General features: G+C 64.0%; 21 protein-coding genes and 2 tRNA genes. 17 read left to right on the top strand and 6 right to left on the bottom strand.

The window, feature by feature from the left end:
• The first annotated feature begins 35 nt into the window (after positions 1-35).
• Genes AC1D0I_RS04610 through AC1D0I_RS04585 form a run of 6 tightly spaced genes read left to right on the top strand, consistent with a single transcriptional unit; the run spans position 36 to position 8,662 of the window.
• A complete protein-coding gene (locus AC1D0I_RS04610) occupies positions 36-1,913 on the top strand; it encodes an extracellular solute-binding protein (RefSeq protein ID WP_477393371.1) in 1,878 nt (625 codons plus the stop codon).
• Positions 1,913-3,781, top strand: coding sequence for an extracellular solute-binding protein (locus AC1D0I_RS04605; protein WP_477393369.1), 1,869 nt, complete (start codon positions 1,913-1,915; stop codon positions 3,779-3,781). Before AC1D0I_RS04610 ends, AC1D0I_RS04605 begins: the two co-directional genes overlap by 1 nt.
• 30 nt (positions 3,782-3,811) lie before the next feature.
• Positions 3,812-4,909 carry a microcin C ABC transporter permease YejB gene (locus AC1D0I_RS04600; protein ID WP_095082500.1) on the top strand — a complete coding sequence of 366 codons (1,098 nt, stop codon included), beginning with the start codon at positions 3,812-3,814 and terminating at the stop codon, positions 4,907-4,909.
• On the top strand, positions 4,909-6,054 hold the full coding sequence (locus AC1D0I_RS04595; RefSeq protein WP_477393367.1) for an ABC transporter permease: 1,146 nt from the start codon (positions 4,909-4,911) through the stop codon (positions 6,052-6,054). The genes AC1D0I_RS04600 and AC1D0I_RS04595 overlap by 1 nt, the downstream gene beginning before the upstream one ends.
• Positions 6,051-7,682, top strand: a complete 1,632-nt coding sequence (locus AC1D0I_RS04590) for an ABC transporter ATP-binding protein (protein WP_477305024.1) — start codon at positions 6,051-6,053, stop codon at positions 7,680-7,682. The genes AC1D0I_RS04595 and AC1D0I_RS04590 overlap by 4 nt, the downstream gene beginning before the upstream one ends.
• Positions 7,683-7,720: 38 nt before the next feature.
• Positions 7,721-8,662, top strand: a complete 942-nt coding sequence (locus AC1D0I_RS04585; protein WP_477393365.1) for a 2-hydroxyacid dehydrogenase — start codon at positions 7,721-7,723, stop codon at positions 8,660-8,662.
• 101 nt (positions 8,663-8,763) lie between these two features.
• On the opposite strand, the gene AC1D0I_RS04580 is transcribed toward AC1D0I_RS04585, so the two are convergent.
• Both AC1D0I_RS04580 and AC1D0I_RS04575 read right to left on the bottom strand, forming a co-directional pair.
• Positions 8,764-9,120: a hypothetical protein gene (locus tag AC1D0I_RS04580; protein WP_477305020.1), complete on the bottom strand. Its 357-nt coding sequence runs from the start codon at positions 9,118-9,120 to the stop codon at positions 8,764-8,766.
• Between the two features lie 89 nt (positions 9,121-9,209).
• Positions 9,210-10,160, bottom strand: a complete 951-nt coding sequence (locus AC1D0I_RS04575) for a class I SAM-dependent DNA methyltransferase (RefSeq protein WP_477393363.1) — start codon at positions 10,158-10,160, stop codon at positions 9,210-9,212.
• A gap of 120 nt (positions 10,161-10,280) precedes the next feature.
• On the opposite strand from AC1D0I_RS04575, the gene AC1D0I_RS04570 reads away from it, so the two are divergent.
• Together AC1D0I_RS04570 and AC1D0I_RS04565 are read left to right on the top strand one after the other, a co-directional pair.
• Positions 10,281-11,288: a ligase-associated DNA damage response exonuclease gene (locus AC1D0I_RS04570; protein ID WP_457153206.1), complete on the top strand. Its 1,008-nt coding sequence runs from the start codon at positions 10,281-10,283 to the stop codon at positions 11,286-11,288.
• Between the two features lie 4 nt (positions 11,289-11,292).
• Positions 11,293-12,894, top strand: coding sequence for a cisplatin damage response ATP-dependent DNA ligase (locus tag AC1D0I_RS04565; protein WP_477393361.1), 1,602 nt, complete (start codon positions 11,293-11,295; stop codon positions 12,892-12,894).
• Between the two features lie 24 nt (positions 12,895-12,918).
• On the opposite strand, the gene AC1D0I_RS04560 is transcribed toward AC1D0I_RS04565, so the two are convergent.
• Positions 12,919-14,091 (bottom strand): hypothetical protein, encoded by a 1,173-nt coding sequence (locus AC1D0I_RS04560; RefSeq protein WP_095082516.1) that lies wholly within the window; start codon positions 14,089-14,091, stop codon positions 12,919-12,921.
• Positions 14,092-14,412: 321 nt separating this feature from the next.
• Here AC1D0I_RS04560 and AC1D0I_RS04555 point away from each other — a divergent pair.
• Positions 14,413-14,488: transfer RNA gene (locus AC1D0I_RS04555), tRNA-Thr, on the top strand.
• An 88-nt stretch (positions 14,489-14,576) separates the two neighbouring features.
• Here AC1D0I_RS04555 and AC1D0I_RS04550 read toward each other — a convergent pair.
• Positions 14,577-14,652 (bottom strand) — tRNA-Cys (locus tag AC1D0I_RS04550).
• A 150-nt stretch (positions 14,653-14,802) separates the two neighbouring features.
• On the opposite strand from AC1D0I_RS04550, the gene AC1D0I_RS04545 reads away from it, so the two are divergent.
• The 8 genes from AC1D0I_RS04545 to AC1D0I_RS04510 all read left to right on the top strand — a co-directional run bounded on the left by AC1D0I_RS04545 (position 14,803) and on the right by AC1D0I_RS04510 (position 20,470).
• Complete coding sequence (locus AC1D0I_RS04545; RefSeq protein ID WP_095082538.1) at positions 14,803-14,991, top strand: YodC family protein; 189 nt, start codon at positions 14,803-14,805, stop codon at positions 14,989-14,991.
• Between the two features lie 235 nt (positions 14,992-15,226).
• On the top strand, positions 15,227-15,655 hold the full coding sequence (locus AC1D0I_RS04540) for an EF-hand domain-containing protein (RefSeq protein ID WP_095082540.1): 429 nt from the start codon (positions 15,227-15,229) through the stop codon (positions 15,653-15,655).
• Between the two features lie 45 nt (positions 15,656-15,700).
• Entirely contained in the window at positions 15,701-16,243 is a 543-nt protein-coding gene (locus AC1D0I_RS04535) for an RNA polymerase sigma factor (RefSeq protein ID WP_477393359.1), read from the top strand.
• A gap of 38 nt (positions 16,244-16,281) precedes the next feature.
• Positions 16,282-16,734, top strand: coding sequence for a hypothetical protein (locus AC1D0I_RS04530; RefSeq protein WP_477393357.1), 453 nt, complete (start codon positions 16,282-16,284; stop codon positions 16,732-16,734).
• On the top strand, positions 16,731-17,186 hold the full coding sequence (locus AC1D0I_RS04525) for a periplasmic heavy metal sensor (protein WP_477393355.1): 456 nt from the start codon (positions 16,731-16,733) through the stop codon (positions 17,184-17,186). Before AC1D0I_RS04530 ends, AC1D0I_RS04525 begins: the two co-directional genes overlap by 4 nt.
• Positions 17,187-17,290: 104 nt before the next feature.
• The gene (locus AC1D0I_RS04520; protein ID WP_095084283.1) at positions 17,291-17,569 is read left to right on the top strand and encodes a GCG_CRPN prefix-to-repeats domain-containing protein; all 279 of its coding nucleotides are present in this window, start codon (positions 17,291-17,293) and stop codon (positions 17,567-17,569) included.
• A 119-nt stretch (positions 17,570-17,688) separates the two neighbouring features.
• Positions 17,689-19,185, top strand: a complete 1,497-nt coding sequence (locus tag AC1D0I_RS04515) for a DUF1800 domain-containing protein (protein WP_477393353.1) — start codon at positions 17,689-17,691, stop codon at positions 19,183-19,185.
• A gap of 49 nt (positions 19,186-19,234) precedes the next feature.
• On the top strand, positions 19,235-20,470 hold the full coding sequence (locus AC1D0I_RS04510) for a DUF1501 domain-containing protein (RefSeq protein WP_477393351.1): 1,236 nt from the start codon (positions 19,235-19,237) through the stop codon (positions 20,468-20,470).
• A 12-nt stretch (positions 20,471-20,482) separates the two neighbouring features.
• Here AC1D0I_RS04510 and AC1D0I_RS04505 read toward each other — a convergent pair whose 3' ends face one another.
• Positions 20,483-22,045: an indolepyruvate oxidoreductase subunit beta family protein gene (locus AC1D0I_RS04505; protein ID WP_477393348.1), complete on the bottom strand. Its 1,563-nt coding sequence runs from the start codon at positions 22,043-22,045 to the stop codon at positions 20,483-20,485.
• The gene (locus AC1D0I_RS04500; protein ID WP_477393347.1) at positions 22,038-24,191 is read right to left on the bottom strand and encodes a thiamine pyrophosphate-dependent enzyme; all 2,154 of its coding nucleotides are present in this window, start codon (positions 24,189-24,191) and stop codon (positions 22,038-22,040) included. Before AC1D0I_RS04500 ends, AC1D0I_RS04505 begins: the two co-directional genes overlap by 8 nt.
• Positions 24,192-24,218: the final 27 nt, after the last annotated feature.

The raw sequence follows: 24,218 nt of genomic DNA, 5'->3' as shown, positions 1-24,218 counted from the left end.
TGTGGAATGGACACGCAGCACGAAGAGGACAGTGCATGACGGTTGGCCGAACGCTACTCAAATCGTTGCTGGCGGCAGCCCTGCTGGCGGCGGGATTGCAAGCGACGCAAGCCGACGAATGGCGCACCACCTCCTCGCTGATCGGCCCCTCCAAATACGGCGACAATTTCCAGCACTACGACTACGTCAACCCGAACGCGCCCAAGGGCGGCACGCTGAATTCGGTGGTGCCCGGCACCTATGACAGCTTCAACCCCTATATCGTCCAGGGATCGCCGGCCGCCGGACTGGTCGGATTCGGCGGCGGCCTGCTCTATGACACCCTGATGGAGCAGGCGACCGACGAAGGCAGCACCAGCCATCCGCTGATCGCCGAAGCCTACAAATATCCGGCCGATTATTCCTCCGCGACCTACCGGCTCGACCCGCGCGCCAAATGGCATGACGGCCAGCCGATCACCGTCGATGATGTGATCTGGTCGTTCCAGGTGCTGAAGGCGAACAGCCCGCAATACAGCCGCTATTTCGAGAACGTCACCGATGCGGTCGCCGTCTCCGACCGCGAGGTCGAGTTCCATTTCAACCAGAAGGGCAACCGGGAACTGCCGAAGATCATCGGTGACCTTGCCGTGCTGCCGAAACACTGGTGGGAAGGCACCGATGCCAACGGCAAGAAGCGCGACGTGACCAAGCCGACGCTGGAAATTCCGCTCGGTTCGGCCGCCTACAAGATCGCCAGTTTCAAGCCCGGCTCGGAAATCATCTGGCAGCGCGTGCCCGACTACTGGGCAGCCAAACTGCCGGTGAAGATCGGCCGCGAGAATTTCGACACGCGACGCTACACCTATATACTCGACGACAACGCCTCCTGGCTGGCCTTCACCAAGGGTGGGCTGGAGGACATCAACCGCGAATACAGCTCGCGCAAATGGGCAACGGCTTACAATTTTCCTGCATTCCAAGCCGGTGATGTCGTCAAGAAGGACTTCCAGACCCAGGCGCCACAGGCGATGCAGGGTTTCGTCCTCAACCAGCGGCGGCCGCTGTTCCAGGACCGGCTGGTGCGTGAAGCGCTGACAATCCCGTTCGATTTCGAGAGCATGAACCGCACGCTGTTCTTCGGCTTCAACACCCGCACATCGAGCTATTTCCAGGGCACCGAACTGGCATCGAGCGGATTGCCGCAAGGCAAGGAGCTGGAAATCCTGGAAAAATATCGCGACAGGCTGCCGCCCGAACTCTTCACCCAAGAATTCAAGCTGCCGGTCTACGATTCCCCGCAAGCGGAACGAAAGTACCTGAAACAGGCGGTTGATCTGTTCGCCAAGGCCGGCTGGGTGATCAAGGGCGGCAAGATGGTCAATGCCAAGACAGGAGCGCCATTCAAATTCGAAATTCTCGGCTGGAACGACACCGACCAGGTGATCGCCAGCCCCTATATCGACAATCTGCGCAAGATCGGTGTCGACGCCACGCTGCGCATCATCGACCAGACGCAGTACATCAACCGCGTCAACAATTTCGATTTCGATGTCGTCACGGGGCTTCTCCAGCAGTCGGATTCGCCGGGCAACGAGCAACGCGACTTCTGGACTTCGAAAGCCGCCAATGCGCCGGGTTCGCGCAATCTGATGGGCATCAAGGATCCGATCATCGACGCGCTGGTCGACCGCATCATCTTCGCCACCGATCGCGACGACCTTGTCGCCGCCACCCATGCGCTCGACCGTATCCTGTTGTGGAACTTCTACGTCGTGCCGCAATATCACCGGTCCGCCGTCTGGCTGGCTTATTGGGACAAGTTCGGCTTTCCAGACAAGCAGCCCGCCTATGTCGGCGCCGATATCGATTCCTGGTGGATCGACCTCGATAAGGAAAAGGCGCTGGCGGCCAAGTACAAGGGCGGCAATTGATGGCGGTCCTTGCCCGCCGCGATTTCCTGGCATTGGGCGGTGCCGCCACCGCCGCCGCCCTGCTGCCCAGCCGAGCCTTCGCCACCGTCCCGACTGGCGTAAAACTGCACGGCCTGTCGGCTTTCGGCGATCTCAAATACAAGCCGGACTTCGCGCATTTCGACTATGTCAATCCGGACGCGCCCAAGGGCGGCCAGATGAATTTCGCGCCACCGAACGCCACCTTGAATCAGAGCTTCCTGACTTTCAACACATTGAATTCCCTGGTGTTGAAAGGAGATTCACCGCCGCGAACGGAGCTTTGTTTCGATTCTCTGATGGCAAGCGCGCTCGATGAGCCGGATGCGGTCTATGGCCTGCTTGCCGAGTCCGTCACCTTGTCGCAAGACCGCAATGGCTTCCGTTTCAGCCTACGACCGCAAGCCCGCTTCAACGACGGTTCGCCGCTGACCGCTGAAGACGTTGCCTTCGCGTTGAAGCTTTACAAAGACCAAGGCCATCCAAACCTTTCCAAGGCGCTGCGGTACATGACGGAAGCGGTCGCGGTCGATCCCACCACTCTCGACCTGACCTTCAACGGCGAGCAGTCGCCGCAGAACATCCTTGCGATTGTGGCAATGCCGATCGTGTCCAAGGCCTTTTATACGGCCAATGATTTCGATGCCTCGACGATGACACCGCCGCTCGGCTCGGGGCCTTACAAGATAGGGCGCGTGGTAGCCGGACAGACTGTCGAATATGACCGCGTCGCCGACTATTGGGGTCGCGATCTAGCCGTGAACCGTGGCCTCTACAATTTCGACCGCATCCGCATCGACTTCTATCTTGATCGGCAGGCGGCTTTTGAAGCCTTCAAGAAAGGCGACACGCATTTTCGCGAGGAATTCACCGCGCGGGTATGGGCGACCGGATACGACTTTCCGGCGCTGAAGGATGGCAAGATCGTCAAACGGGAATTTCCCGGTGAGAAGACGCCAGACATGCAGGGCGTGGCGTTGAATCAACGTCGTACGCAATTTCGCGACGAGCGGGTACGGCGGGCGATCGCCAGATGCTTCGATTTCGAATGGATGAAGCGGGCCCTGTTTTACGGCTCTTACGAGCGCTCTCAATCGAACTTCGAACGGTCGGATTATAAGGCCGAAGGTTTGCCCTCGCCTGCGGAATTGGCCCTGCTCGAGCCGTTCCGGGCCGAGTTGCCACCAGAGGTCTTTGGCGAAGCCGTGACGCAGCCTCTGTCCGACGGCTCGGGCCATGACCGCAAGCTGCTGGGCGAGGCTTCGAGATTGCTTGCGCAAGCCGGCTGGAAACGTGCGGGCAGTTTCGTCGTCAACGACAAGGGTGAGCGTCTGCAGGTTGAAATGCTGGCGGAGGATGACGGCATCGTTCGCATCTTCACCCCATGGTCCGAGAATATGAAGGCGATCGGGATCGACGCCTCTATCCGGCAAGTCGATTCGGCACAGTATGAACAGCGGCACAGTGATTTCGACTTCGATCTTACCGTGCTGCATTGGTCGATCGGAGCGACGCCGACCAACGACGGCCTGGAGATGCTCTATGATTCCCGAATGGCGAAAACGCCGGGGCAACGCAACTATCCGGGCACGGAAAGCAAGGCCATCGACGCGCTGATCGTGGCTGCCGGCAAGGCGCAAAGCCGAAACGAACTCGTCACCGCGCTCAGGGCGCTCGACCGGGTCTTGCGCGCACGGCTAGACTGGATTCCAACATACTATCTGGCGAATCACCGCGTCGCCTATTGGGACATGTTCGACTTCGTCGAGCAAAAGCCCGATTTCGGCTTTCCGGTCGAGACGCTGTGGTGGTTCGATAAGGGCAAGGCGGCAAAAATTGGCAAAGGCTGAGATGTTCGCTCAAGCAGGGCAAAAGACCTGATGGGCGCTTATATCCTGCGCCGCATCCTGTTGATGATCCCGACCCTGTTCGGCATCATGGCGATATCCTTCGCCGTCATCCAGTTCGCGCCGGGCGGCCCGGTCGAGCAGGTCATCGCCCGGCTGACCAACCAGGGCGGCAGCGATCGCCTTGGCGGCGGCGGCGGTGACGCGGTCGGTGGCGCCAATGTCGATGTCGCCGGTGATGTCAGCTCGAAATATCGCGGCGCCCAAGGCCTCGATCCCGAATTCATCAAGAAGCTGGAAAAGCAGTTCGGCTTCGACAAGCCGCCGCTCGAGCGCTTCGGCATGATGTTGTGGAATTATGCGCGCTTCGATTTCGGCGACAGCTATTTCCGCGATATTTCGGTGCTCAACCTGATCCTGGAAAAAATGCCGGTGTCGATCTCGATCGGGCTGTGGATCACGCTTCTGTCCTACCTGATCTCGATCCCGCTGGGCATCCGCAAGGCGGTCAAGGACGGCACGCCCTTCGACGTCTGGACCAGCGGCGTCGTCATCGTCGGCTATGCCATTCCAGGCTTCCTGTTCGGCATCATGCTGATGGTGCTGTTTGCCGGCGGGTCGTTCTGGGATTGGTTTCCGCTGCGCGGCCTCACCTCTGACAATTGGGACCAGCTATCCTGGTCCGGCAAGATCATCGACTATTTCTGGCACATGACCTTGCCGCTGACGGCGCTGGTGCTGTCGGCCTTCGCCACCACGACGCTGCTGACCAAGAACTCGTTCCTGGAAGAGATCCGCAAGCAGTATGTGGTGACGGCGCGCGCCAAGGGCCTGTCGGAGCGGCAGGTGCTCTACGGCCACGTCTTCCGCAACGCCATGCTGATCGTGATCGCCGGTTTTCCGGGCGCCTTTATCTCGGCCTTCTTCACCGGCTCGCTGCTGATCGAGAACATCTTTTCCCTCGATGGCCTCGGCCTGCTCGGCTTCCGGTCGGTGGTCGAGCGCGACTATCCGGTGGTGTTCGCCAATCTCTACATCTTCTCGCTGCTCGGGCTGTTCGTCGGATTGCTGTCCGACCTGCTCTACACCTGGGTCGATCCGCGCATCGATTTCGAGCGGAGAGACGTCTGATGTCGGACACCACCGCAACCACGGAGGCCGCACCGGAGCGGATCGTGCGGCCGTGGCTGTCGCCGCTCAACAAGCGCCGCCTGCAGAACTTCAGAGCAAACCGGCGCGGCTACTGGTCGCTGTGGATATTCCTCGTCCTGTTCGTGCTGTCGCTGTTTGCCGAATTCATCGCCAACGACAAGCCGATCATCGCCTCCTACAAAGGCGAAATCCTGTTTCCGGTGCTGGTCGCCTACCCCGAGGAAAAGTTCGGCGGCTTCTACGCGGTCACCGACTATCGCGACCCGGTCATCCAGGACGAGATCAACGCCCATGGCTGGATGATCTGGCCGCCGGTGCGCTACTCCTACCAGACCGTCAACAACGCCATTCCGGAAGCGGCACCGGCCAAGCCGTCCTGGCAATATGACGCCAAGGCGCGCTGCAGCCAGTATCCGCAAGGGGCGGCCGATCCGGCCTGCATCGTCGGCAACTGGAACTGGCTCGGCACCGACGACCAGGCGCGCGACGTGCTGGCGCGCGTCATCTACGGCTTCCGCATTTCGGTGCTGTTCGGCCTGATCCTGACCGCCGGCTCGGCCCTGATCGGCGTCGCGGCCGGCGCCGTGCAAGGTTATTTCGGCGGCTGGACCGATCTCCTGTTCCAGCGTTTCATCGAAATCTGGTCGGCGATCCCGGTGCTCTATCTCCTGCTCATCGTCGCCGCCATCCTGCCGCCGGGCTTCTTCATCCTGCTCGGGCTGATGCTGTTGTTCTCCTGGGTGGCGCTGGTCGGCGTGGTGCGGGCCGAGTTCCTGCGCGCTCGCAACTTCGAATATGTCAACGCGGCGCGCGCGCTCGGCGTACCCAACCGCACCATCATGTTCCGGCATTTGCTGCCCAACGCCATGGTGGCGACATTGACCTTCATGCCCTTCCTGCTCTCGGGCTCGATCTCGACGCTGACCTCGCTCGACTACCTCGGCTTCGGCCTGCCGCCGGGATCCGCCTCGCTCGGTGAGTTGCTGAAGCAGGCGCAGCGCAATCTCAATGCGCCGTGGCTCGGCATTTCCGGCTTCGTCGTCATCTCGCTGATGCTGTCGCTGCTGGTCTTTGTCGGCGAGGCGACGCGCGACGCCTTCGATCCACGCAAGACGTTCAAATGAGCGAGGCGCCCCTGCTCAGCGTACAGGACCTCAGCGTCGCCTTTGCCCAAGGCGGACAGCAGTCGCTGGCCGTCGACCACATCTCGTTCGACATCGCCAAGGGCGAGACGGTGGCGCTGGTCGGCGAATCCGGCTCCGGCAAATCGGTGTCGGCGCTGTCGGTGCTGAAGCTGTTGCCCTATCCCAGCGCCAGCCATCCCTCGGGAAAGATCCTGTTCCAGGGCGCCGACCTGCTTGCCATGAGCGAGAAGCAGTTGCGGCAGGTGCGCGGCAACAAGATCACCATGATCTTCCAGGAGCCGATGACTTCGCTCAATCCGCTGCACACGATCGAGCAGCAGATCGTCGAGATCCTGAAGCTGCATCAGGGCATGGCCGACCGCCCGGCCAAGGCGCGCACGCTTGCCCTGCTCAACGAGGTCGGCATCCGCGATCCGCAAAAGCGCCTCGATGCCTATCCGCACCAGCTGTCCGGCGGCCAGCGTCAGCGCGTGATGATCGCCATGGCGCTGGCCAACGAACCGGAACTGCTGATCGCCGACGAGCCGACGACGGCACTCGACGTCACCGTTCAGGCGCAGATCCTCGAATTGCTGGCCGGCCTGAAGAGCCGCAAAGGCATGTCGATGCTGTTCATCACCCATGACCTCGGCATCGTGCGCAAGATTGCCGACCGGGTCTGCGTGATGACCAAGGGCAAGATCGTCGAGACCGGCCCGACCAAGGACATCTTCGCCAATCCGCAACACCCCTATACGCGCCATCTGCTGGCCGCCGAGCCGAAAGGCAAGCCGCCGGCGGCCAACGCCGCCGCCAAGCCCGTGATGACCGGCAAGGACATCAAAGTCTGGTTCCCGATCAAGCAGGGCTTCTTCCGGCGCACCGTCGACAATGTGAAAGCAGTCGACGGCATCGATGTCACCGTGCGTGCCGGGCAGACGCTCGGCGTGGTCGGCGAATCCGGCTCGGGCAAGACGACGCTTGGACTGGCGCTGGCACGGATGATCTCGTCGACCGGGAGCATCCAGTTCAATGGGCGCGACATCAACCAGCTCTCCTTCAACGCCATGCGGCCGCTGCGGCGCGAATTGCAGATCGTCTTCCAGGACCCGTTCGGCTCGCTCAGCCCGCGCATGTCGATCGCCGAGATCATCGAGGAAGGCCTGAAGATCCACGAACCGAAACTGTCGCCCGACCAGCGCGACGCGCGCGTCGCCGACGTGCTGAAGGAAGTGGGGCTCGATCCCGCTACCCGCAACCGCTACCCGCACGAGTTTTCCGGCGGCCAGCGCCAGCGTGTCGCCATTGCGCGCGCCATGGTGCTCAACCCACGCTTCGTCATGCTGGACGAGCCGACATCGGCGCTCGACATGAGCGTGCAGGCGCAGGTCGTCGACCTGTTGCGCAGCCTGCAGGCCAAGCACGACCTCGCCTATCTCTTCATCAGTCACGACCTCAAGGTCATCCGGGCGCTGGCCAACGATGTGATCGTCATGCGCAATGGCAGGATCGTCGAAGCCGGCCCTTCCGAACAGATTTTTGGAAATCCGCAAACCGACTATACTCGGGCGCTGATCTCGGCCGCCTTCAAGATAGAGACGGCGCCGGTCGGCATCGTCAGCGAATAGCCTGGACAACGGGCACGCATAACAGGGAAACTCCATCGATGGAAAAAGGCCGCATCCTGCTTGCCGTCACCGGCTTTCATCCGCAGCGCTGGCGCGAGCTCTTGTCGGCCGAGCGTGAGGTGGTGCTGGAACCGGACGGCGCCAGCGACCCGTCGATCACCTATGCGGTGGTGTGGAAGCAGAAGCCCAACATCCTGGCATCGCTGCCCAATCTGCGCGCCATCTTCTCGATCGGTGCCGGCGTCGACCATATCTTCGCCGACCCGGGCCTGCCCGATGTGCCTATCGTCAAGGTCGTCGCCGACAACCTCACCCAGTACATGACCGAATATGTCGTCTGGCGGGTGCTCGACCATCATCGCCACGGCCTGCTCTACCGGTCGCAGCAGCCAAAAAAGATCTGGCACGAGCCGCAGCAGCGGCCGGCCAGCGACATTTCGGTCGGCATCATGGGCCTCGGCAATCTCGGCCGCGCCGCCGCCTCGGTGCTTTTGTCACTCGGCTTTGCCGTCAATGGCTGGTCACGCAGCGAGCGGCCGATGAAAGGCGTAGCGACCTACTCCGGCGAGGCGGGATTGATCCCCTTCCTCAAGGCGACCGATATCCTGGTGGTGCTTTTGCCGCTGACCCCGGACACGCATGGCATCATCAATTACGGCGTGCTGAAGGAACTGAGGAAGCGCAACGGCCTCGGTGGCTCGGTGCTGATCAATGCCGGACGTGGCCGCCTGCAGAAGGACGCCGACATCGTGCGGGCACTGGATGACGGCACGCTGAAGGAGGCGAGCCTCGATGTGTTCGAAGTCGAGCCGCTGCCGAAGACCAGCCCGCTGTGGGGACATCCAAAAGTGTTCGTGACGCCGCATTCGGCGGCGACCTCCGATCCTGTCCACCTGGCCCCGATCATGCTGCGCCAGATGGACGCTTTCGAACGCGGCGAAAAGCTCGACAATCTGGTCGACCGCAAAGCTGGGTATTAAGTAATTCCAGGAAATGCGTGAAACGGTTTTCCCGGGAAAAGCGGGTAGCGTTTTCCCTCAGGGAATTGCGTCAAAGCATAGAGAGCGGCGCCTGCCAGATCCTAGCCAGGCAGTAGTTTCTTCCGCTGGTCTGGCTTGCCGCAATCGCGACGATCGATCGACCGGTTCATGGCATCCATCTGGCCGGTCGCCTTGTCGGCGTCCTGCTTGGCCTTGGAGCGCACATCCGGCATGAACGGGCCGAAGCCCATCGCCGGATTGGAGAAGGTGGGCTTCGCCTTCGTCGACAAATTGTGTTGCTGTGCCAGCGCGTTGCGCTGCGCCAGCAGCTGGCCGCAGGGCACGCTGTCATATTGCAGGGAGGACTGGATGTCGGCGTCCTGCCTCTCAGCCATCGAACTGCCCGCACAGCCGGCGGTCACCAGGCAAGATGCCAAGACAATCATGTTCCAGCGCATCGACTCTGCTCCTCCTGATATCCCGCCTTGATCCGACCAGATCGCAAATATCAGACGCGCATGCAAATCAGACTTTTTCGCAGCACGGATTATCTGCGGCCGCGACCGCAGGGGATCGCAGCCTTGTCCCCCGGTAGCTTGCCTGCCACAACGACCAACCCGTTGACAGGTTCCCGGCGGTCCTGCCGGATCACGGTCGTCTCCAGCGACAGGATCGAAAACCCGTTGGCAGCCAGGATTTCACGCACATAATGTTCCGAATGCGCGTAGCGGCGCGATGGCAGCAACACAAAATCGCCATTGCCAATCAGGCTCTCGACGGAAAAGGCGAACAGGCCATCGCCGGCAAGCAAGCCGGCAACCGTCTTCACCACGCCGTCGAGCGCGCCGACATAGATGAAGACATCGGCCACCGCCACCAGATCGGCTTTCGGGCCGGCATAGGAAAAATCCCGCAGATCGGCCTTGCCGAGGAAATCGTAGACGCCCTTGGCCCGCGCCTGCTTCAGCATCCTGGCCGAAATGTCATATCCCTCCAGCCGATCGGCGATGGGCCGCAGCCTCTGCCCCATGAGCCCGGTGCCGCAGCCGAGATCGAGCGCCAGCGGGAAGCGGCCCGGCCTTGTCGACCGGATGGCCTGATCGAGCAATTCGGGCAGCCGATACCCCAGCCTGTCGACCAGTGATTCCTCGAAGCTGTCGGCATAGTGGTCGAACAGCGTCTCGACGAAGGCGCTGGGCAGCGAGCCGGTCTCCGGAGCCCTGCCGATCAATTGCAGGTTCAGTGCGGCACCTTGACGATCCGTCGGATCGAGTTGCAGCGACATCGTCCATGCCTGCGCGGCGAGGTCCGGCGCACCGGCAGCCTGCTGCATCTCGCCGAGGCGAAACCAGCCCATCGCCCATTGCGGCTTCAGTTCCAGGGCACCGAGCAGCAATTCCGCCGCCGCGGCATGATCGCCGTCCGCATGCAGCATCTCGGCATAATCGGCACGGCGATCGGCGTTCAAGTCGCCGGACGAGGCCTGAAGCGGTTTCATGGCAATGGGTCCTGGGCGATGATCCTGTCGGCGGATGGAAGCCGGCGGTGCTGTATGCGGGAGTCAGCAGTCACATACAACAGGCTTCCCGCAGCGGAATTATATCCTATCTTGGGGATCATGCGCGCCTCAGACCTGCTCCATCCCCGGCCCGAGGGCCTCTATTGCCCACCAGGTGATTTCTTCATCGACCCGGTGCGGCCGGTGAACCGGGCGCTGATCACGCATGGCCATTCCGATCATGCGCGTTCCGGCCACCGTTCGGTGCTGGCCACACAGCAGACGCTCGACATCATGGGCCTGCGCTATGGCGAGGATTTTGCCGACACAACGCAAGCAGCTCAGCTCGGCGAGACGATTGTCCTCGATGGTGTCAGCATCAGCTTCCATCCCGCCGGCCATGTGCTTGGCTCGGCGCAGATCGCCGTCGAGCACCAGGGCACGCGCATCGTCGCTTCCGGCGACTACAAGCGGCAGAAAGACGCGACCTGCGCGCCGTTCGAGCCGATCGCGTGCGATGTGTTCATCACCGAGGCGACTTTCGGCCTGCCGGTGTTTCGCCATCCACCCGACACGGAAGAGATCGCCCGCCTGCTGAAATCGGCGACGCAGTTTCCCGAACGCTCGCATCTGGTCGGCGCCTATGCGCTGGGAAAGGCGCAGCGGGTGATGCGGCTGCTGCGCGACGCCGGCTACGACCGGCCGATCTACATCCATGGCGCGCTGGCCAGACTCAGCGGATATTACCAGAGCCAGGGCATCGAGCTCGGAACGCTCGAACCGGCAACGGTGGAGGGCGGCAAGCAAGATTTCGCGGGCGCCATCGTGGTCGGTCCGCCTTCGGCTTTCGCCGACCGCTGGGCGCGGCGCTTTCCCGATCCGATCTCGTGCTTCGCCTCGGGCTGGATGCGCATCCGCCAACGCGCCAAGCAAGGCGGCGTCGAACTGCCGCTGATCATATCAGACCACGCCGACTGGGACGAACTGACCGCCACCATCAAGGAGACCGGAGCCGAGGAAATCTGGGTGACGCATGGCCGCGAGGAAGCGCTGGTGCGCTGGTGCGAACTCGAAGGCATCGCCGCACGGCCGCTGCATCTGGTCGGCTACGAGGACGAGGGCGATTGATGGCATGAACCGCTTCGCCGAACTTCTCGATCGCCTGGTGCTGACGCCGTCGCGCAACGGCAAGCTGACCTTGCTGACCGACTATTTCCGCAGCGTGGAGGATCCCGACCGTGGCCTGGCGCTGGCTGCCATCACCGGCGATCTCAGCATCGCCGCGGTCAAGCCGGCGATGCTGCGCACCCTGGTCACCGAGCGCATGGACCCGGTGCTGTTCGGCTATTCCTACGACTATGTCGGCGATCTTGCCGAAACGGTGTCACTGGTCTGGCCGCAAACGCCCGGAAACATCCCGAACCGCGAGCCGACGCTCGGCGAAGTCGTCGCCAGGCTGCAGGCGGCAAGCCGCTCCGACGGACCCAAGGTGCTGGCCGGACTGCTCGACAGCGCCGGCATCTCGGCGCGCTTTGCCATCATCAAGCTGGTCACTGGCGGCCTGCGCATCGGCGTGTCGGCGCGGCTGGCCAAACAGGCACTGGCGGATTTCGGCAAGGTCGATGTCACCGAGATCGAGGAGCTTTGGCACGGACTGTCGCCGCCTTACACGGCACTGTTCGCCTGGCTGGAAGGCAAGGCCGAAAAGCCCAGGAATACGGCGATGGCCCTGTTTCGCCCGGTCATGCTGTCGAACCCGGTCGGCGACGGCGATCTCGAAAAGCTCGACCCCGCGGACTATGCAGCCGAATGGAAATGGGACGGCATCCGCGTCCAGGCGGTCGCTGAAGGCGGTATCCGCCGGCTCTATTCGCGCACCGGCGACGATGTCTCCGGCGCCTTTCCGGATCTCGCCGACGCCATGCATTTTTCCGCAACGCTGGACGGCGAACTGCTGGTCGGCGATCCCCGGCTGGCGACCGGCACCTTCTCGGACCTGCAGCAAAGGCTGAACCGCAAGACGGTGACGCCGAAGATGCAGCAGCAATATCCAGCCTTCATGCGCTGCTACGACGTGCTGCAGATCGGCGACGAGGATTTGCGCGCGCTGCCGTTTCGTGAGCGGCGCGGCCGACTGGAAACCTTTGTCGGCACGCTCGACCCGAGCCGTTTCGATCTTTCGCCATTTGTCGACTTCGCCGACTGGCAGGCGCTGGAGGAGCTGCGCCGCGCGCCGCCGCATCCGATCATCGAGGGCGTCATGCTGAAGCGCTGGGACTCGCCCTATGTCGCCGGGCGGCCGAAAGGCCCGTGGTTCAAATGGAAGCGCGATCCGCACACGGTGGATGCCGTGCTGATGTATGCCCAACGCGGCCATGGCAAGCGCTCGAGCTTCTATTCGGACTACACGTTCGGCGTCTGGTCCGGCGGCGAAGGCGAGGAGGAACTGGTGCCGGTCGGCAAGGCCTATTTCGGCTTCACCGACGAAGAGCTGAAGCAGATCGACAAATATGTCCGCGACAACACGGTCGAGCGTTTCGGGCCTGTGCGCTCGGTGCGGGCCGACCGCGACAACGGCCTGGTGCTGGAAGTCGCCTTCGAGGGCCTCAACCGCTCGACCCGGCACAAATCCGGCGTCGCCATGCGCTTTCCCCGCATCTCGCGGCTGCGCTGGGACAAGCCGGCCAACGAGGCCGACCGCATCGAGACGCTGCAGGCGCTGCTCGATCGCTAAGTCGCTTGTCCTGCATGGATGCGCTTACGGCTCGACCGAGACCCGGATTTCGTAGATGTCCGCCGCCTTGCCCTGTTTGTCGAAGTCGGAATTGACGGCGATCGTGCCGGCCGAGCCCGGGTGCTTCTTGGGAAACTGCACGTCGAACAGATATTCGTTCTGCTGCTGGCCGACCGCGTAGCGCTTGCGGCCGCAGTCGCCCAGTTCGCCGAAGTTGCAGTCGACGGAAATCTGCGTCTCCTTGCCTTCTTCGGAGCGGGCAATGATGTCGAACACGGCATGCTTGCCAGCGAGCTGTTCCAGCACGCCTTGCCCGACATCGAAGCTGATCGCCGAACCGGAGGCTCCGGAACGGATGCGCAGGAACGACCCGGTGTCGTCCTTCATCACTTCGGCCTTGGCATCCGACGGGGCGCTGACATGCGACGCGTCGGTTGGCGAAAACACGTTGATCCAGTCGCGCGACTGGTCCGCGGCACCGGGCTTTGCTGGGCCGGTGTCGCCATCGGCCGGTGTGAAGTCGTCGTCGTTGACGGTCGGCGGCGCTTCGGGCGGAGCGGTGTCGAGCTGCGCCTGTGTCTTGAACACACCGGTCTGCACGGCGAAGAACAGGCCGATACCGACAGCGGCAAGCAGCGTCACGGTCAGGAAGATGGCGGTCAGCGGCAGGCGACGCCCCCTTATGCGCCGTTCATCGCGATCGGGCGCCACTTCCGTCGCGGCCTCGGCCGAGTCGGGAGCAGACATGTCGATGGCTGGCGCGCCGGGAAGGCCGGCGTCCGGCATGATGTCGGGAACGACTGGCAGCACACGCGAGCGAGGCGCATCGGAGGCGGATTGCACGGGCTCGTCAACGACAACGACGGGTGATGCCGGTTGCCCGGTCTCAACCGCAGGAGCGGGGTCCGCAGCCACCTCGACCGCAGGAGCCGGGTCCCCACCAAGCTCGACCGCCGGCGCATCACCCTGTGGGCCGACATCCGGCACCGCCGGCAGATACTCGGATTCGATTTCGGTGATTTTCGCCTGTATCGCCTTGCGGCGCTTGATGGCGACTTCCACCGTCACGTCGGGATTGGCCTGGAGCGCACGGTCGAGCGCGGCAAAAGCCGATCTATAGACCCTTTCGCGGAACGCGCGGTCCTCGGCGTTGCCTTTCTCGAAGGCATTCCGGATCGCCTTTTCGATTGCGTCCAAGCGGATCCCTCTGCACGTTTGCCCAAACCTTGCCATGATCGTTAGCCGCAGGCGACCAATCAATCAACGGGCGAGCGGTGCATTCTGCCTTGTCAGGGTGTGCAAAGTCCATTCCGACGCTGTTCCGGCAACGAAATCAGYGTGTTTCATCAATTTTCACCAGCAGGAGGGTGCGAACCGCGCGAGCCTGACTCGGCGACCGATTGGCGAGCAACGCGGCGGACGGCTTTCGACGGCCTCGCATGAATTGCCAAGTCGCATCTTGAATTCGCCGCCGGTTGAGTCTATCACCCCCGCATCTTGGAGGCTCTGGCCTCCCGGGCCGCTTTAGCTCAGTTGGTAGAGCACATCATTCGTAATGATGGGGTCAGGTGTTCGAGTCACCTAAGCGGCACCATTCCTTCAAGCAGCAATCAACGGCGCCGTCACTGGGCCGAGCCTCGGCTCCGGCCGTTCGCTGCTTTTGTCGGACAGGTAAGTGAGGATGGAGGCCTCGCCTCGGGATCGAACCGAGGCTTCAGAGATTTGCAGTCTCCAGCGTAGCCGCTCCGCCACGAGGCCATCGCCGTCCAAGTAGCAGCCTAATATTTACGGAAAGGTTAAGGCCGAACCGCCGCTGGAGCAACGGCTTGCGGCGCGGGCGAGGCATATCGGCCATTGTCGAGGCCCTGGTTTGGTGTGAAACTCTAAGCCTCTGAATGGAGGTCGAAAATGCCCAACAATTTCAAGACCGGAGACGTCGTCAGGCTGAAGTCCGGAGGCCCGAAAATGACCATAAGCGACGGCGCGGCCTCGGGCATATTCATGTGCCATTGGTTCAACCGCGAGGGTGACGTGTGGACCCCGCAACATGCTGGCTTCAAGCCAGACCAGTTGGTCGCGGCCGACCAATCAGACTAGGTCCCTGCCGACGCGGTTTTGCTTGAACCGGCGCCAAACCTGGCACGGGTTCACGTCCAGCGCTGAGGCGCCGGGTTTGGCACGTCACTGCGGCCGCCGACGGAGCCCTTGCATCCAGGAAATGCGTCCGAAACAAGATTGCGCGACCGACGGATTTCCGCCGTCGCGGCGTTTAACGGTCGAAGCGTGACCTCGGCTCAAGCCGTGGCCACGCGCCAACCGGAGACGCCAACGCATGATACGTCGTTCGATACTTGCCGCTGCCATGAGCCTGCTGACCGTAGCGGCTCTCGCCCAGACAGCGACGCAGCCGCCTGCCGCGACGCCGCCGGTTGCCGCACCGGCCACGCCGAAGGCCAGGTCCGACATCACGCTGGCCAAATTCCAGAAGCGGCGCGAGAAAGCGATCATGGCTGCCGACACGGATGGCGACGGCAAGATCAGCTTGCTGGAATGGGAAGCCTTTCAGGCCAAGCGCAACATCAAGGGCGACCCCGTCAAATCCTTCGCGCGTCTCGATTCCAACCATGACGGCTTCATCGACCGCGCCGAACTCGATGCCTTCTTTGCCAAGCGCTTTGCCAGGCTCGACAAGAATTCCGACGGCGTCCTGACGGCCGACGAACTGCCGGGCCACAAAACCGCTCCCAAGCAGGAGCAATGACCAAGAGGCAATGACGTGCGATGAACATCGGGAGTGCGCCGGCTGATGAGCGCCGATCCGGACGAGGAGCTGGTTCGCCGCGTCGGCGCCGGCGATCCGGCAGCCGTGCAGACGCTCGTCGCGCGCAAACTGCCCCGCATCCTGGCGCTTGCCGTGCGCATGCTCGGCGATGCTGCGGAGGCCGAGGATGTCGCGCAGGAGACCTTCGTGCGGATCTGGCGCCATGCCTCGGGCTGGCGACGCGGCAATGCGCGCTTCGACAGCTGGATCCACCGGGTGACGCTGAACCTCTGTTACGACCGGCTGCGCCGCAAGCGCGAATGGGTGACCGACGACCTGCCGGAAATGGTCGACCCGGCCGCACTTCCCGATGCCCATCCGCAGGAAGACGCGCAGCGGGTCGAACGAGCGCTGCAAGGCATAGCGCCGCGCCAGCGCGAAGCGATCGTTCTGGTCTATTACCAGGAGATGTCCAACGTCGAGGCAGCAGCGACCCTGAAGATCAGCGTCGACGCCCTGGAGAGCCTGCTTTCGCGCGGCCGGCGGTCGCTGCAGACGATCCTGGCCAGGGATGGCGCCGATGAGTGAGAACCGGGCAAGCGGCCCCGATGGGCAAGGGGAAGACCATGGCTGAAGGATCCAGGAACGAACCGGCAATGGATGCCACGCGCTTTGCGGCCCTGGCAGAGGCCTATGGCAGTGACTTGCGGCGATGGCCGGAGGCTGAACGGATAGCCGCCGCGATCTTTGCGCTAAGCGAGACTGGCCAGGCCATTTTGCAGCATGCCGGGAGACTTGACGCCCTGCTGGACGGCTACCGCGTCGGCGCGCCCGACAAGGCCCTGCATGGCAGCATCGTGCAGGCCGCCGGCCGATACCTCGCCCAACGCCGGCGTCAGCGGTTCTGGTGGCTCGGACTGGGGCTTGCCGGCATTGGCCTGGCCGGCGCTGTCGCCGGATTGGCCCTGGTGAGCATCGTCACACCCGAGGTCCAGCCGGACCACTATGTGCTGGACGCCAATGCGACGGCGTTCGGCGACGCCAGCCCGGACCGCGACGCGATCGAGGAAGACCTATGAACATGAGCCGAAACCTTGTCACCCTGTCGGTGGTGCTCAACGTCTTCCTGGCCGGGGCGCTTGCCGGCGGGGCCGTCTGGATAAGAAGCGGCAAGTCAGGCCAGGGCTACTCATTGGAGACGGCCGGCGGCCGGCTTCCCGAGCAGGATCGGACGGTGTTCCGCGAGGCGCTGCGCGACGTTCGCCGCGAATCCCGTCAGGTCATCCTCGACGGCCAGCAAGCCAGGCGCGAGGCGGCAGACCTGCTGCGACAGCCGGTTCTGGACGCGACGGCCCTGTCGGCGGCGCTGGAGCGGGCGCGCAATGCCGACGTCACCGTGCGCATGCGGCTTGAGCAGCGCATCGTCGAGTTCGCGGCGGCAAGTTCCGCCGAGGGCCGCCGCGTACTGGCGGAAGGGCTCACCAGACGCGCTGGGTCGCAACTGTCGGCGGTGCCAAAAAAATCGCCGTGACGACCGACGGAAAACGCCGACGACGCCGTTTAACAGGAGAAGGGCAGGACCTGCCGGACCATGTGCGTGCAGGTTTTCAACCTCGGACACTTCGGAGTATGGCCATGAATTATTTGACAAAATACGTGCTCACCGCGGCTCTCGCCGTGACCGGAACGGTTGCGACGGCTGCGGCATCCTCGGCGATGCCAATGGCGCCGCTTGCCGCGCCGGCGCTGGTCGAGCATGCCGCCTGGGGCTGCGGTCCGGGCTGGCATCCCAATCCCTGGGGACGCTGCGTGCCCAATCGTGTGGTGGTCTACCCTCGTTACATCTATCGGCATGGCCCGGCCTTCTACGCCTGGCATCGGCACCATGTCTGGCACCGCCGGCATCACTGGTAGGATGCGCGTCGGGGGTCGGCCACTCCGTGCCGGCCTCCTCCCCCTGTTGACTATGCACGAAACGGCTCGAACGAGCCTCATGCGCCAGGCGCTTGAGGCTCAGGCGATGGAGAGCTGACTTGACTGTCCCGGCCTCCAATTCCCTGCCGCCAGATCCGGTACTCGTCGCATTCAACCGCTTCGGCCTTGGTGCAAGGCCCGGCGACCGCGAGATGCTGGCCGGCGATCCGCGCGGCTATCTCAGGGCGGAACTGCGGCAAGCCGACATCGCCATGATCTCGCTTGACGATCCGGCCTATACCGGCTTGCTGGGCAGCACGCCGGCCATCCAGGCCAGCATGGCGGCAAATTTCCAGCTCCAGCGCCAGCGCACGGCCGCCGCGGCAGCGCAGCCAGCGACGGCGAGCGCCCAAGCTGTGCCCGCACAGGCCCTGCCCGCCCAGATCACGCCAGCCCACCCCGCGCTTGCGCCTGCCCCCACCGACAAACCCGTCGTGCCGCAGGTCGAGGCGACGTTGTTCCGGGCGGAAGCACAGGCGCGCTTCGACAAGGCCGTTCGGGCGAAGGCCGGCTTCGTCGAACGGCTCGTCTGTTTCTGGTCGAACCATTTCTGTGTTTCGGTGGCGAAGGACATCCTCATTGAAGCCAGCGCCGGTGCCTTCGAGCGGGAGGCCATCCGCCCTTTCGTGCTCGGCCGCTTTGCCGACATGCTGCTGGCGGTGGAGCATCATCCGGCGATGCTGCTCAATCTCGACAACCAGCAGTCGGTCGGGCCGGACTCTCGTGCGGGTAGCAACCGCAAGCGCGGGCTCAATGAAAACCTCGCCCGTGAAATCCTGGAACTGCACACGCTCGGCGTCGGCAGCGGCTACAGCCAGGCCGATGTCACCAGTTTCGCACGCATCCTTACAGGCTGGACGATGGCCGGGCGCGACGGGCGGCTGGGCGAGCCCGGCAATTTTGTCTTCAACGCAAACGCACATGAGCCGGGGGATGCAGTGCTGCTCGGCAAGGCCTATCCTGCCGGCGGCATGGGACAGGCGGAGGCCGCGCTGAACGATATCGCCCGCCACCCGGCAACGGCACTGCATATCGCCACCAAGCTGGCCCGCCATTTCATCGCCGACACGCCGCCGCCGTCTGCAATCGCCCGCCTCGCCAAGGTCTTCGCCAAGACCGACGGCAATCTGCGGGCGCTGGCCGCCGCCCTCATCGCCATGCCGGAGGCGTGGTCGACGCCGTTGGCGAAGATGCGGTCGCCCTTCGACTATGTCGTCGCCATCCGAAGGGCGACCGGCCCCGGTCCGGCCAACGATCCCGGCCAGTCGCTCGGCTGGCTCAACGCGCTGGGCGAGCCGCTGTGGCAACCGCCGGGGCCGAACGGCTTTCCCGACGGGGTCGACGGCTGGGCATCGGCGGAGGGCATGAAGGTCCGCCTCGACATCGCCTGGCAGGCAGCGCGGCAGGCTAGGGATATCGGCAATCCCAACGACATGCTCGATGTGCTGATCGGCCCTGCCGCCTCAGCGGAGACGAGGCAAGCGATCGCAAGGGCCGAATCCAAGCAGCAAGGGCTGGCGCTGTTGCTGATGGCTCCGGAATTCCAACGACGATAATTCCAGCGCAGATAGTTCCAGCGAAGATCGCTGCCGTGGAGACGAAATCATGAGCCTGCTGTGCGAAACACCGGATCCCTCCCGCCGCGCGATATTGATGACCGGCGGCGCGCTGTTTGCCTGGGCCTACATGCCCCGCTTTGCCCGTGCCGCCGACAATCGCGATCCGCGCCTGATCGTCATCGTGCTGCGCGGCGCGCTGGACGGGCTCTCAGCGGTCGGTCCGGTCGGCGATCCCGACTATGCCGGCCTGCATGGCGACATCGCCTTGTCGCTAAGCGGTCCGCATGCGGCGCTGCCGCTCGACGGCTTCTTCGCGCTCAATCCGGCGATGCCGGTGTTTGCGCGGCTGTATGGGAATAACCAGGCGGCGGTCGTGCATGCGGCCGCGACCGGCTATCGCGAGCGCTCGCATTTCGATGGCCAGGATGTGCTGGAAAGCGGCTTTGCAGGCCCCGGCCATGTCACGACCGGCTGGCTCAATCGAGCGCTGGAAAACCTGCCAGAAGGCGACCGCGTGGCAACGCTTGGCGGTCTGGCCGTCGGGCCGTCGACACCGCTGGTGATCCGTGGGGCGGCGCCGGTGCTTGGCTGGGCGCCGCTATCGCTGCCGGCGCCCGGCGACGGGCTCGCGTCGCGCGTTCTCGATCTCTACCAGCACCGCGACCCGGTTCTCGCGGTGGCGCTGCAAAAGGGGCTCGACGCCGACCGGATGGCCGTGGACGACAAGATGGGCAGGACAATGAAGCCGAAGGGCGGCCTCGACAGCGCGGCGGGGATGCGGCAGGCGGCACAAGGCGCCGCCAGGCTGATCGCGGCCGATGACGGGCCGCGCGTTGCAGCCCTGGCTTTCGATGGCTGGGACACGCATGTCAATGAAGGCGGTGCGACCGGCCGGCTCGCCACCTTGCTCGGCGGCCTCGACGGCGTCTTCGAGGAATTCGAGAAGGGCTTGGGCGAGCGCTGGAAGGACACGGCGATCGTCACCATCACCGAATTTGGGCGCACGGCGCAGGTCAACGGCACCGTCGGCACCGATCACGGCACCGGCACCGTGGTGCTGCTGGCCGGCGGCGCGATCAAGGGCGGCCGCGTCATTGCGGACTGGCCGGGGTTGAAGCCGGCTCAGCTTTACGAACAACGCGACCTGGCGCCGACCTCTGATGTCAGAGCAGTGCTGAAAGGGCTGCTCGCCGACCAGTTCGGCCTTTCGGCCGCGGTCCTCGGCGGCAAGGTGTTTCCCGATTCGGCCTCGGTGAAGCCGATGCGAGGGCTCGTCGCCTGAAGTAGCCTTGCTTCAGAGCGTCGCCACGGTCTTCAGCGCGCCGTCGAGCATGTCGCCCTTCTCGTCCTTCAACGCTGCCTCGCGCAGGCGGCGGATCCAGTCGGCGGCGTCCGGGCGGCCCTTGACCAGATCGAGCGCCGACAGCACCCGGTCGAATTTCGACTGGGCGCGGACGTGGGTATCGCTGTAGCCCTTGATCAGCCGGCGGCAGTTGAGGATTTCGACGGCCAGCGCGTAGTCGGCCGGCACGTAGCCAAGCGCCAGCGCGTACCAGCGTTCGAGATGCCTGGTCTCCACCTGGTGACGCAGCAGGCGGCGGCGCCAGCGGCGCAGGCCACCGATGAACCACAGCGCGGCAAAGCCGGCGAAACTGTCGGTGCGGATGCGGCGGCCATGGTTGATACGGCGGTCGAGAAAGGCGGCGAGCTTAGGCCGGTTCTCGATGTAGCTGCCTAAGTTTGCCGGCAAAGTACCGCAGAACTCCTCGATGCGCGGATGGAAATATTCGGTCACCTGCAGGATCGAACCGTCCTTGACGCCGACCTCGCGGCGCACCCGCCGGTCGCGCGTCGAGCGCGTCTTGAGATCGGCGACACGGATCATGTCGTCGTAGCACATGGCGTTGGCCAGATGCTTCGCGGCAGCGACCGACATGTCATATCCGCGATCCGGCCCGTCCAGCGCGATGGCCTTGTCCAGCCGGTCGAGATATTCGCCCCCGTAGGCGATGTCCTGATAGTCGACGACCTTTCTCAGGCCCCTGAGCGCCATGTCGCGCACCGCCTCGGGCATCACATCGATGCGGGCGGCCAAGGCCTGCCAGCCTTGCAGCAGATTTTGCGGGCCACTCACTTGCCCTGCGCCAAGGGCAGATCCGATAATCGCTGGCTCTACCTTCTTTGGCGCCGGAGCCGCCGTGCCACGCGCGCGGTCGAACGCAGCGCCGAAGGCGGCAAGGCTGGCCTTGACGCCGCGGCCGCCGGCACCGATCGCGTGCTCGTAGCTTTCGCGGGTGAACGGCAGCGCGTCGGACCCGGCCAGCGCGCCAAGCAGGCTGGCGGAGATCATCGAGCCTTTGTCGGCGGCGATCTTCTCCATGTCGAAAGCGATGAAGCGCTTCGAGGCGGCTTGCGCCGTCGCATGCACTTTCGAGGAGGACGCCCGGCCGTCGCCAGGCTCGATCTTTTCCGAGACGGCGGCGATGCGGTGCGAGGACGCGATCAGCGTCGTCCGCTCTGGCGTGACGAAGCCGCGGATGATGGCGCGGCCAGCCTCCATCAGCTCCGCCGCGATCAGGATGTCTACGTCGCCTTGCGAGGGCGACAGCGCGAAGACCGGCAGCCGGCCGGTGTCGCGGGCCATCTCGACATAGTAGATGGTGGCACCGGTGCGCTGGGCGACGCCGGCGACCGAGGTCGATTGCGCGACGTAGCCATTGCGCTCGGCGACGTCGGTGATCCAGTCGGCCAGCACGCCGCCACCCTGGCCGCCGACCGCCAGCACGGCGAGCTTGATGACGCGCTCGTCATCGTGAGCGCCGGCTCGGGGGCGAAATGGCGGGACAGCGTCAAGCATCGGCGAAGGTCAGGCGCCGGCTCTCGCGGCGGCGCTGCAACAGGCTGATGGTGGCGCGCCGCGCCGCTTCGAGGAAGCGGTCCCAGCGGCCCGGATTGTGCACGACATCGGCGCGGTAGAAGGAGGGGCACAGCACCGCCGCATCGGCGACCTCGCCGCAATTGCCGCAACCGACGCAGCTCTGGTCGATATGGGCCACCGGATCGTCGCGCAGCGGATCGTCGAGCGACTTGACCGACAGCGACGGGCAACCGGACAGCCGCATGCAGGCATGGTCACCGGTGCAGATGTCTTCGTCGATGCCGAACTTCGGCTTCACGACGCGCTCGCCACCCTTGATCGCCTTGTCGACAAGGGGCTTTTCGCGGCGCTGCCGGTTGAGCATGCATTCGGACGAGGCGACGATGACCTTCGGTCCCTTCTCGTCGGTGGTCAGCGCCTCGCGCAGCGTGTCCTGCATTTTGGTCACGTCATAGGTGCGGTCGATGTGGCGCAACCATTTGACACCCATGCCTTTCACCGCCTCGGTGATCGGATGCTTGGTCGACTTGGTCTTGTTGCCCGCGCGCGACGACAGGATATCCTGCCCTCCGGTCGCGGCCGAATAGAAATTGTCGACGATGACGATGACGCCATCGTTCTTGTTGAACACGGCATTGCCGATTGAGGAGGTCAGGCCGTTGTGCCAGAAGCCGCCGTCGCCGACGAAGGAGATCGAGCGGCGCTTGGCGTCGGGCGAATTGAAGGCCGAGGCCGAGGCCGGCCCCAGCCCATAGCCCATGGTCGTGGCACCGAGCTCGAATGGCGGCATGATCGAGAACAGGTGGCAGCCGATGTCGGAAGCGATGTGGTGCTTGCCGAGTTCCTGCTCGACCAGCTTGGTGGCGGCAAAGATCGGTCGTTCCGGGCAGCCGATGCAGAAGCCCGGCGGACGACCCGGCACGACGTTGATCAGGTCGGCAGTATCGACGCCGTCGCCGACCTTGTTGGGCGCGCGCACCTCGCCCGGCAACAGATGCGGCGCCTCGGCACGCAGGAAGGCGCCGATGCCGTCAAGCATGACCTGGCCGGTGTATTCTCCGGCCATCGGCAGATGCTCCTTGCCGACCAGCCTGGTGCCGCGCCCGGCCTTGTGCAGCATCGCCGCAAAGGCCTGCTCGATGTAATTGGGCTGACCTTCCTCGACGACCAGCACGGACTGCTTGCCCTCGCAGAAGGACAGGAACTCGTCGTCGATCAAGGGGTAGACGGCATTGAGCACATAGAGCGGCACATCGGTGTCGCCATAGGTGTCGGCGAGGCCGAGACGCTGCAGCGCGCGGATGACCGAATTGTACATGCCGCCCTGCATGACGATGCCGACCGAGCCGTGGTCCGAGCCGAACATCTCGTTGATCTTGTTCTTGCGGATGAAATCCACCGCCGCCGGCCAGCGCTTCTGCACCTTCTCCTTCTCGTGCAGGAAGGAGGCGGGCGGCAGCACGATGCGGCCGGTGTCGCGGCGTGGCGCGTCGAGCGCATCGGCCACTGTCATCGGCGGTCGCTTGTTGTCCTTGGCGATGAAATGCCCATGCACATGGCAGCAGCGGATGCGGACCTGCAGCATGACCGGCGTGTTGGAAATTTCGGACAGCTCGAAACCGTCCTCCACCGCTTTGACGATCGACGGCAAATTGGGGCGCGGGTCGAGCAGCCAGACCTGGCTCTTCATAGCGAAGGCATGGCTGCGCTCCTGCATGATCGAGGAGCCCTCGCCATAATCCTCGCCGACAATGATCAGCGCGCCACCGGTGACGCCGCCCGACGCCAGATTGGCGAGCGCATCGGAGGCGACATTGGTGCCGACCGTCGACTTGAAGGTCGCGGCGCCGCGGATCGGGTAGTGCACCGATGCGGCCAGCATGGCGGTGGCGGTGGCTTCCGAAGCGCTGGCTTCGAAATGCACGCCGAGCTCGCCCAGAATGTCCTGCGCGTCGGCCAGCACGTCCATCAGATGGCTGATCGGCGCGCCCTGATAGCCGCCGACATAGCCGACGCCGCATTGCAGCAGCGCCTTGGTGATGGCGAGAATGCCTTCGCCTGCAAATTCCTCGCCGGAGCCGAGCCGCAGCTTTTCGACTTCCTTGGCAAAAGACCGTTCGGCCATTTTTTTCTCCCTTCCGTTACCGCCGGC

This window comes from Mesorhizobium sp. P2_D1 (genome assembly GCF_056404455.1).
Note: the sequence above shows the minus strand (reverse complement) of the source record. Positions and strands in the feature narration are given on the sequence as shown.

Bases quoted from the DNA above. Each gene is read 5' to 3' on its own strand.
- AC1D0I_RS04540 (WP_095082540.1), top strand. From the start codon at position 15,227: ATGATACGTCGTTCGATACTTGCCGCTGCCATGAGCCTGCTGACCGTA.
- AC1D0I_RS04510 (WP_477393351.1), top strand. From the start codon at position 19,235: ATGAGCCTGCTGTGCGAAACACCGGATCCCTCCCGCCGCGCGATATTG.
- AC1D0I_RS04530 (WP_477393357.1), top strand. From the start codon at position 16,282: ATGGCTGAAGGATCCAGGAACGAACCGGCAATGGATGCCACGCGCTTT.
- AC1D0I_RS04535 (WP_477393359.1), top strand. From the start codon at position 15,701: ATGAGCGCCGATCCGGACGAGGAGCTGGTTCGCCGCGTCGGCGCCGGC.
- AC1D0I_RS04565 (WP_477393361.1), top strand. From the start codon at position 11,293: ATGAACCGCTTCGCCGAACTTCTCGATCGCCTGGTGCTGACGCCGTCG.
- AC1D0I_RS04595 (WP_477393367.1), top strand. From the start codon at position 4,909: ATGTCGGACACCACCGCAACCACGGAGGCCGCACCGGAGCGGATCGTG.
- AC1D0I_RS04505 (WP_477393348.1), bottom strand. From the start codon at position 22,045: ATGCTTGACGCTGTCCCGCCATTTCGCCCCCGAGCCGGCGCTCACGAT.
- AC1D0I_RS04610 (WP_477393371.1), top strand. From the start codon at position 36: ATGACGGTTGGCCGAACGCTACTCAAATCGTTGCTGGCGGCAGCCCTG.
- AC1D0I_RS04500 (WP_477393347.1), bottom strand. From the start codon at position 24,191: ATGGCCGAACGGTCTTTTGCCAAGGAAGTCGAAAAGCTGCGGCTCGGC.
- AC1D0I_RS04580 (WP_477305020.1), bottom strand. From the start codon at position 9,120: ATGCGCTGGAACATGATTGTCTTGGCATCTTGCCTGGTGACCGCCGGC.
- AC1D0I_RS04605 (WP_477393369.1), top strand. From the start codon at position 1,913: ATGGCGGTCCTTGCCCGCCGCGATTTCCTGGCATTGGGCGGTGCCGCC.
- AC1D0I_RS04545 (WP_095082538.1), top strand. From the start codon at position 14,803: ATGCCCAACAATTTCAAGACCGGAGACGTCGTCAGGCTGAAGTCCGGA.
- AC1D0I_RS04525 (WP_477393355.1), top strand. From the start codon at position 16,731: ATGAACATGAGCCGAAACCTTGTCACCCTGTCGGTGGTGCTCAACGTC.
- AC1D0I_RS04590 (WP_477305024.1), top strand. From the start codon at position 6,051: ATGAGCGAGGCGCCCCTGCTCAGCGTACAGGACCTCAGCGTCGCCTTT.
- AC1D0I_RS04575 (WP_477393363.1), bottom strand. From the start codon at position 10,160: ATGAAACCGCTTCAGGCCTCGTCCGGCGACTTGAACGCCGATCGCCGT.
- AC1D0I_RS04520 (WP_095084283.1), top strand. From the start codon at position 17,291: ATGAATTATTTGACAAAATACGTGCTCACCGCGGCTCTCGCCGTGACC.
- AC1D0I_RS04600 (WP_095082500.1), top strand. From the start codon at position 3,812: ATGGGCGCTTATATCCTGCGCCGCATCCTGTTGATGATCCCGACCCTG.
- AC1D0I_RS04585 (WP_477393365.1), top strand. From the start codon at position 7,721: ATGGAAAAAGGCCGCATCCTGCTTGCCGTCACCGGCTTTCATCCGCAG.
- AC1D0I_RS04570 (WP_457153206.1), top strand. From the start codon at position 10,281: ATGCGCGCCTCAGACCTGCTCCATCCCCGGCCCGAGGGCCTCTATTGC.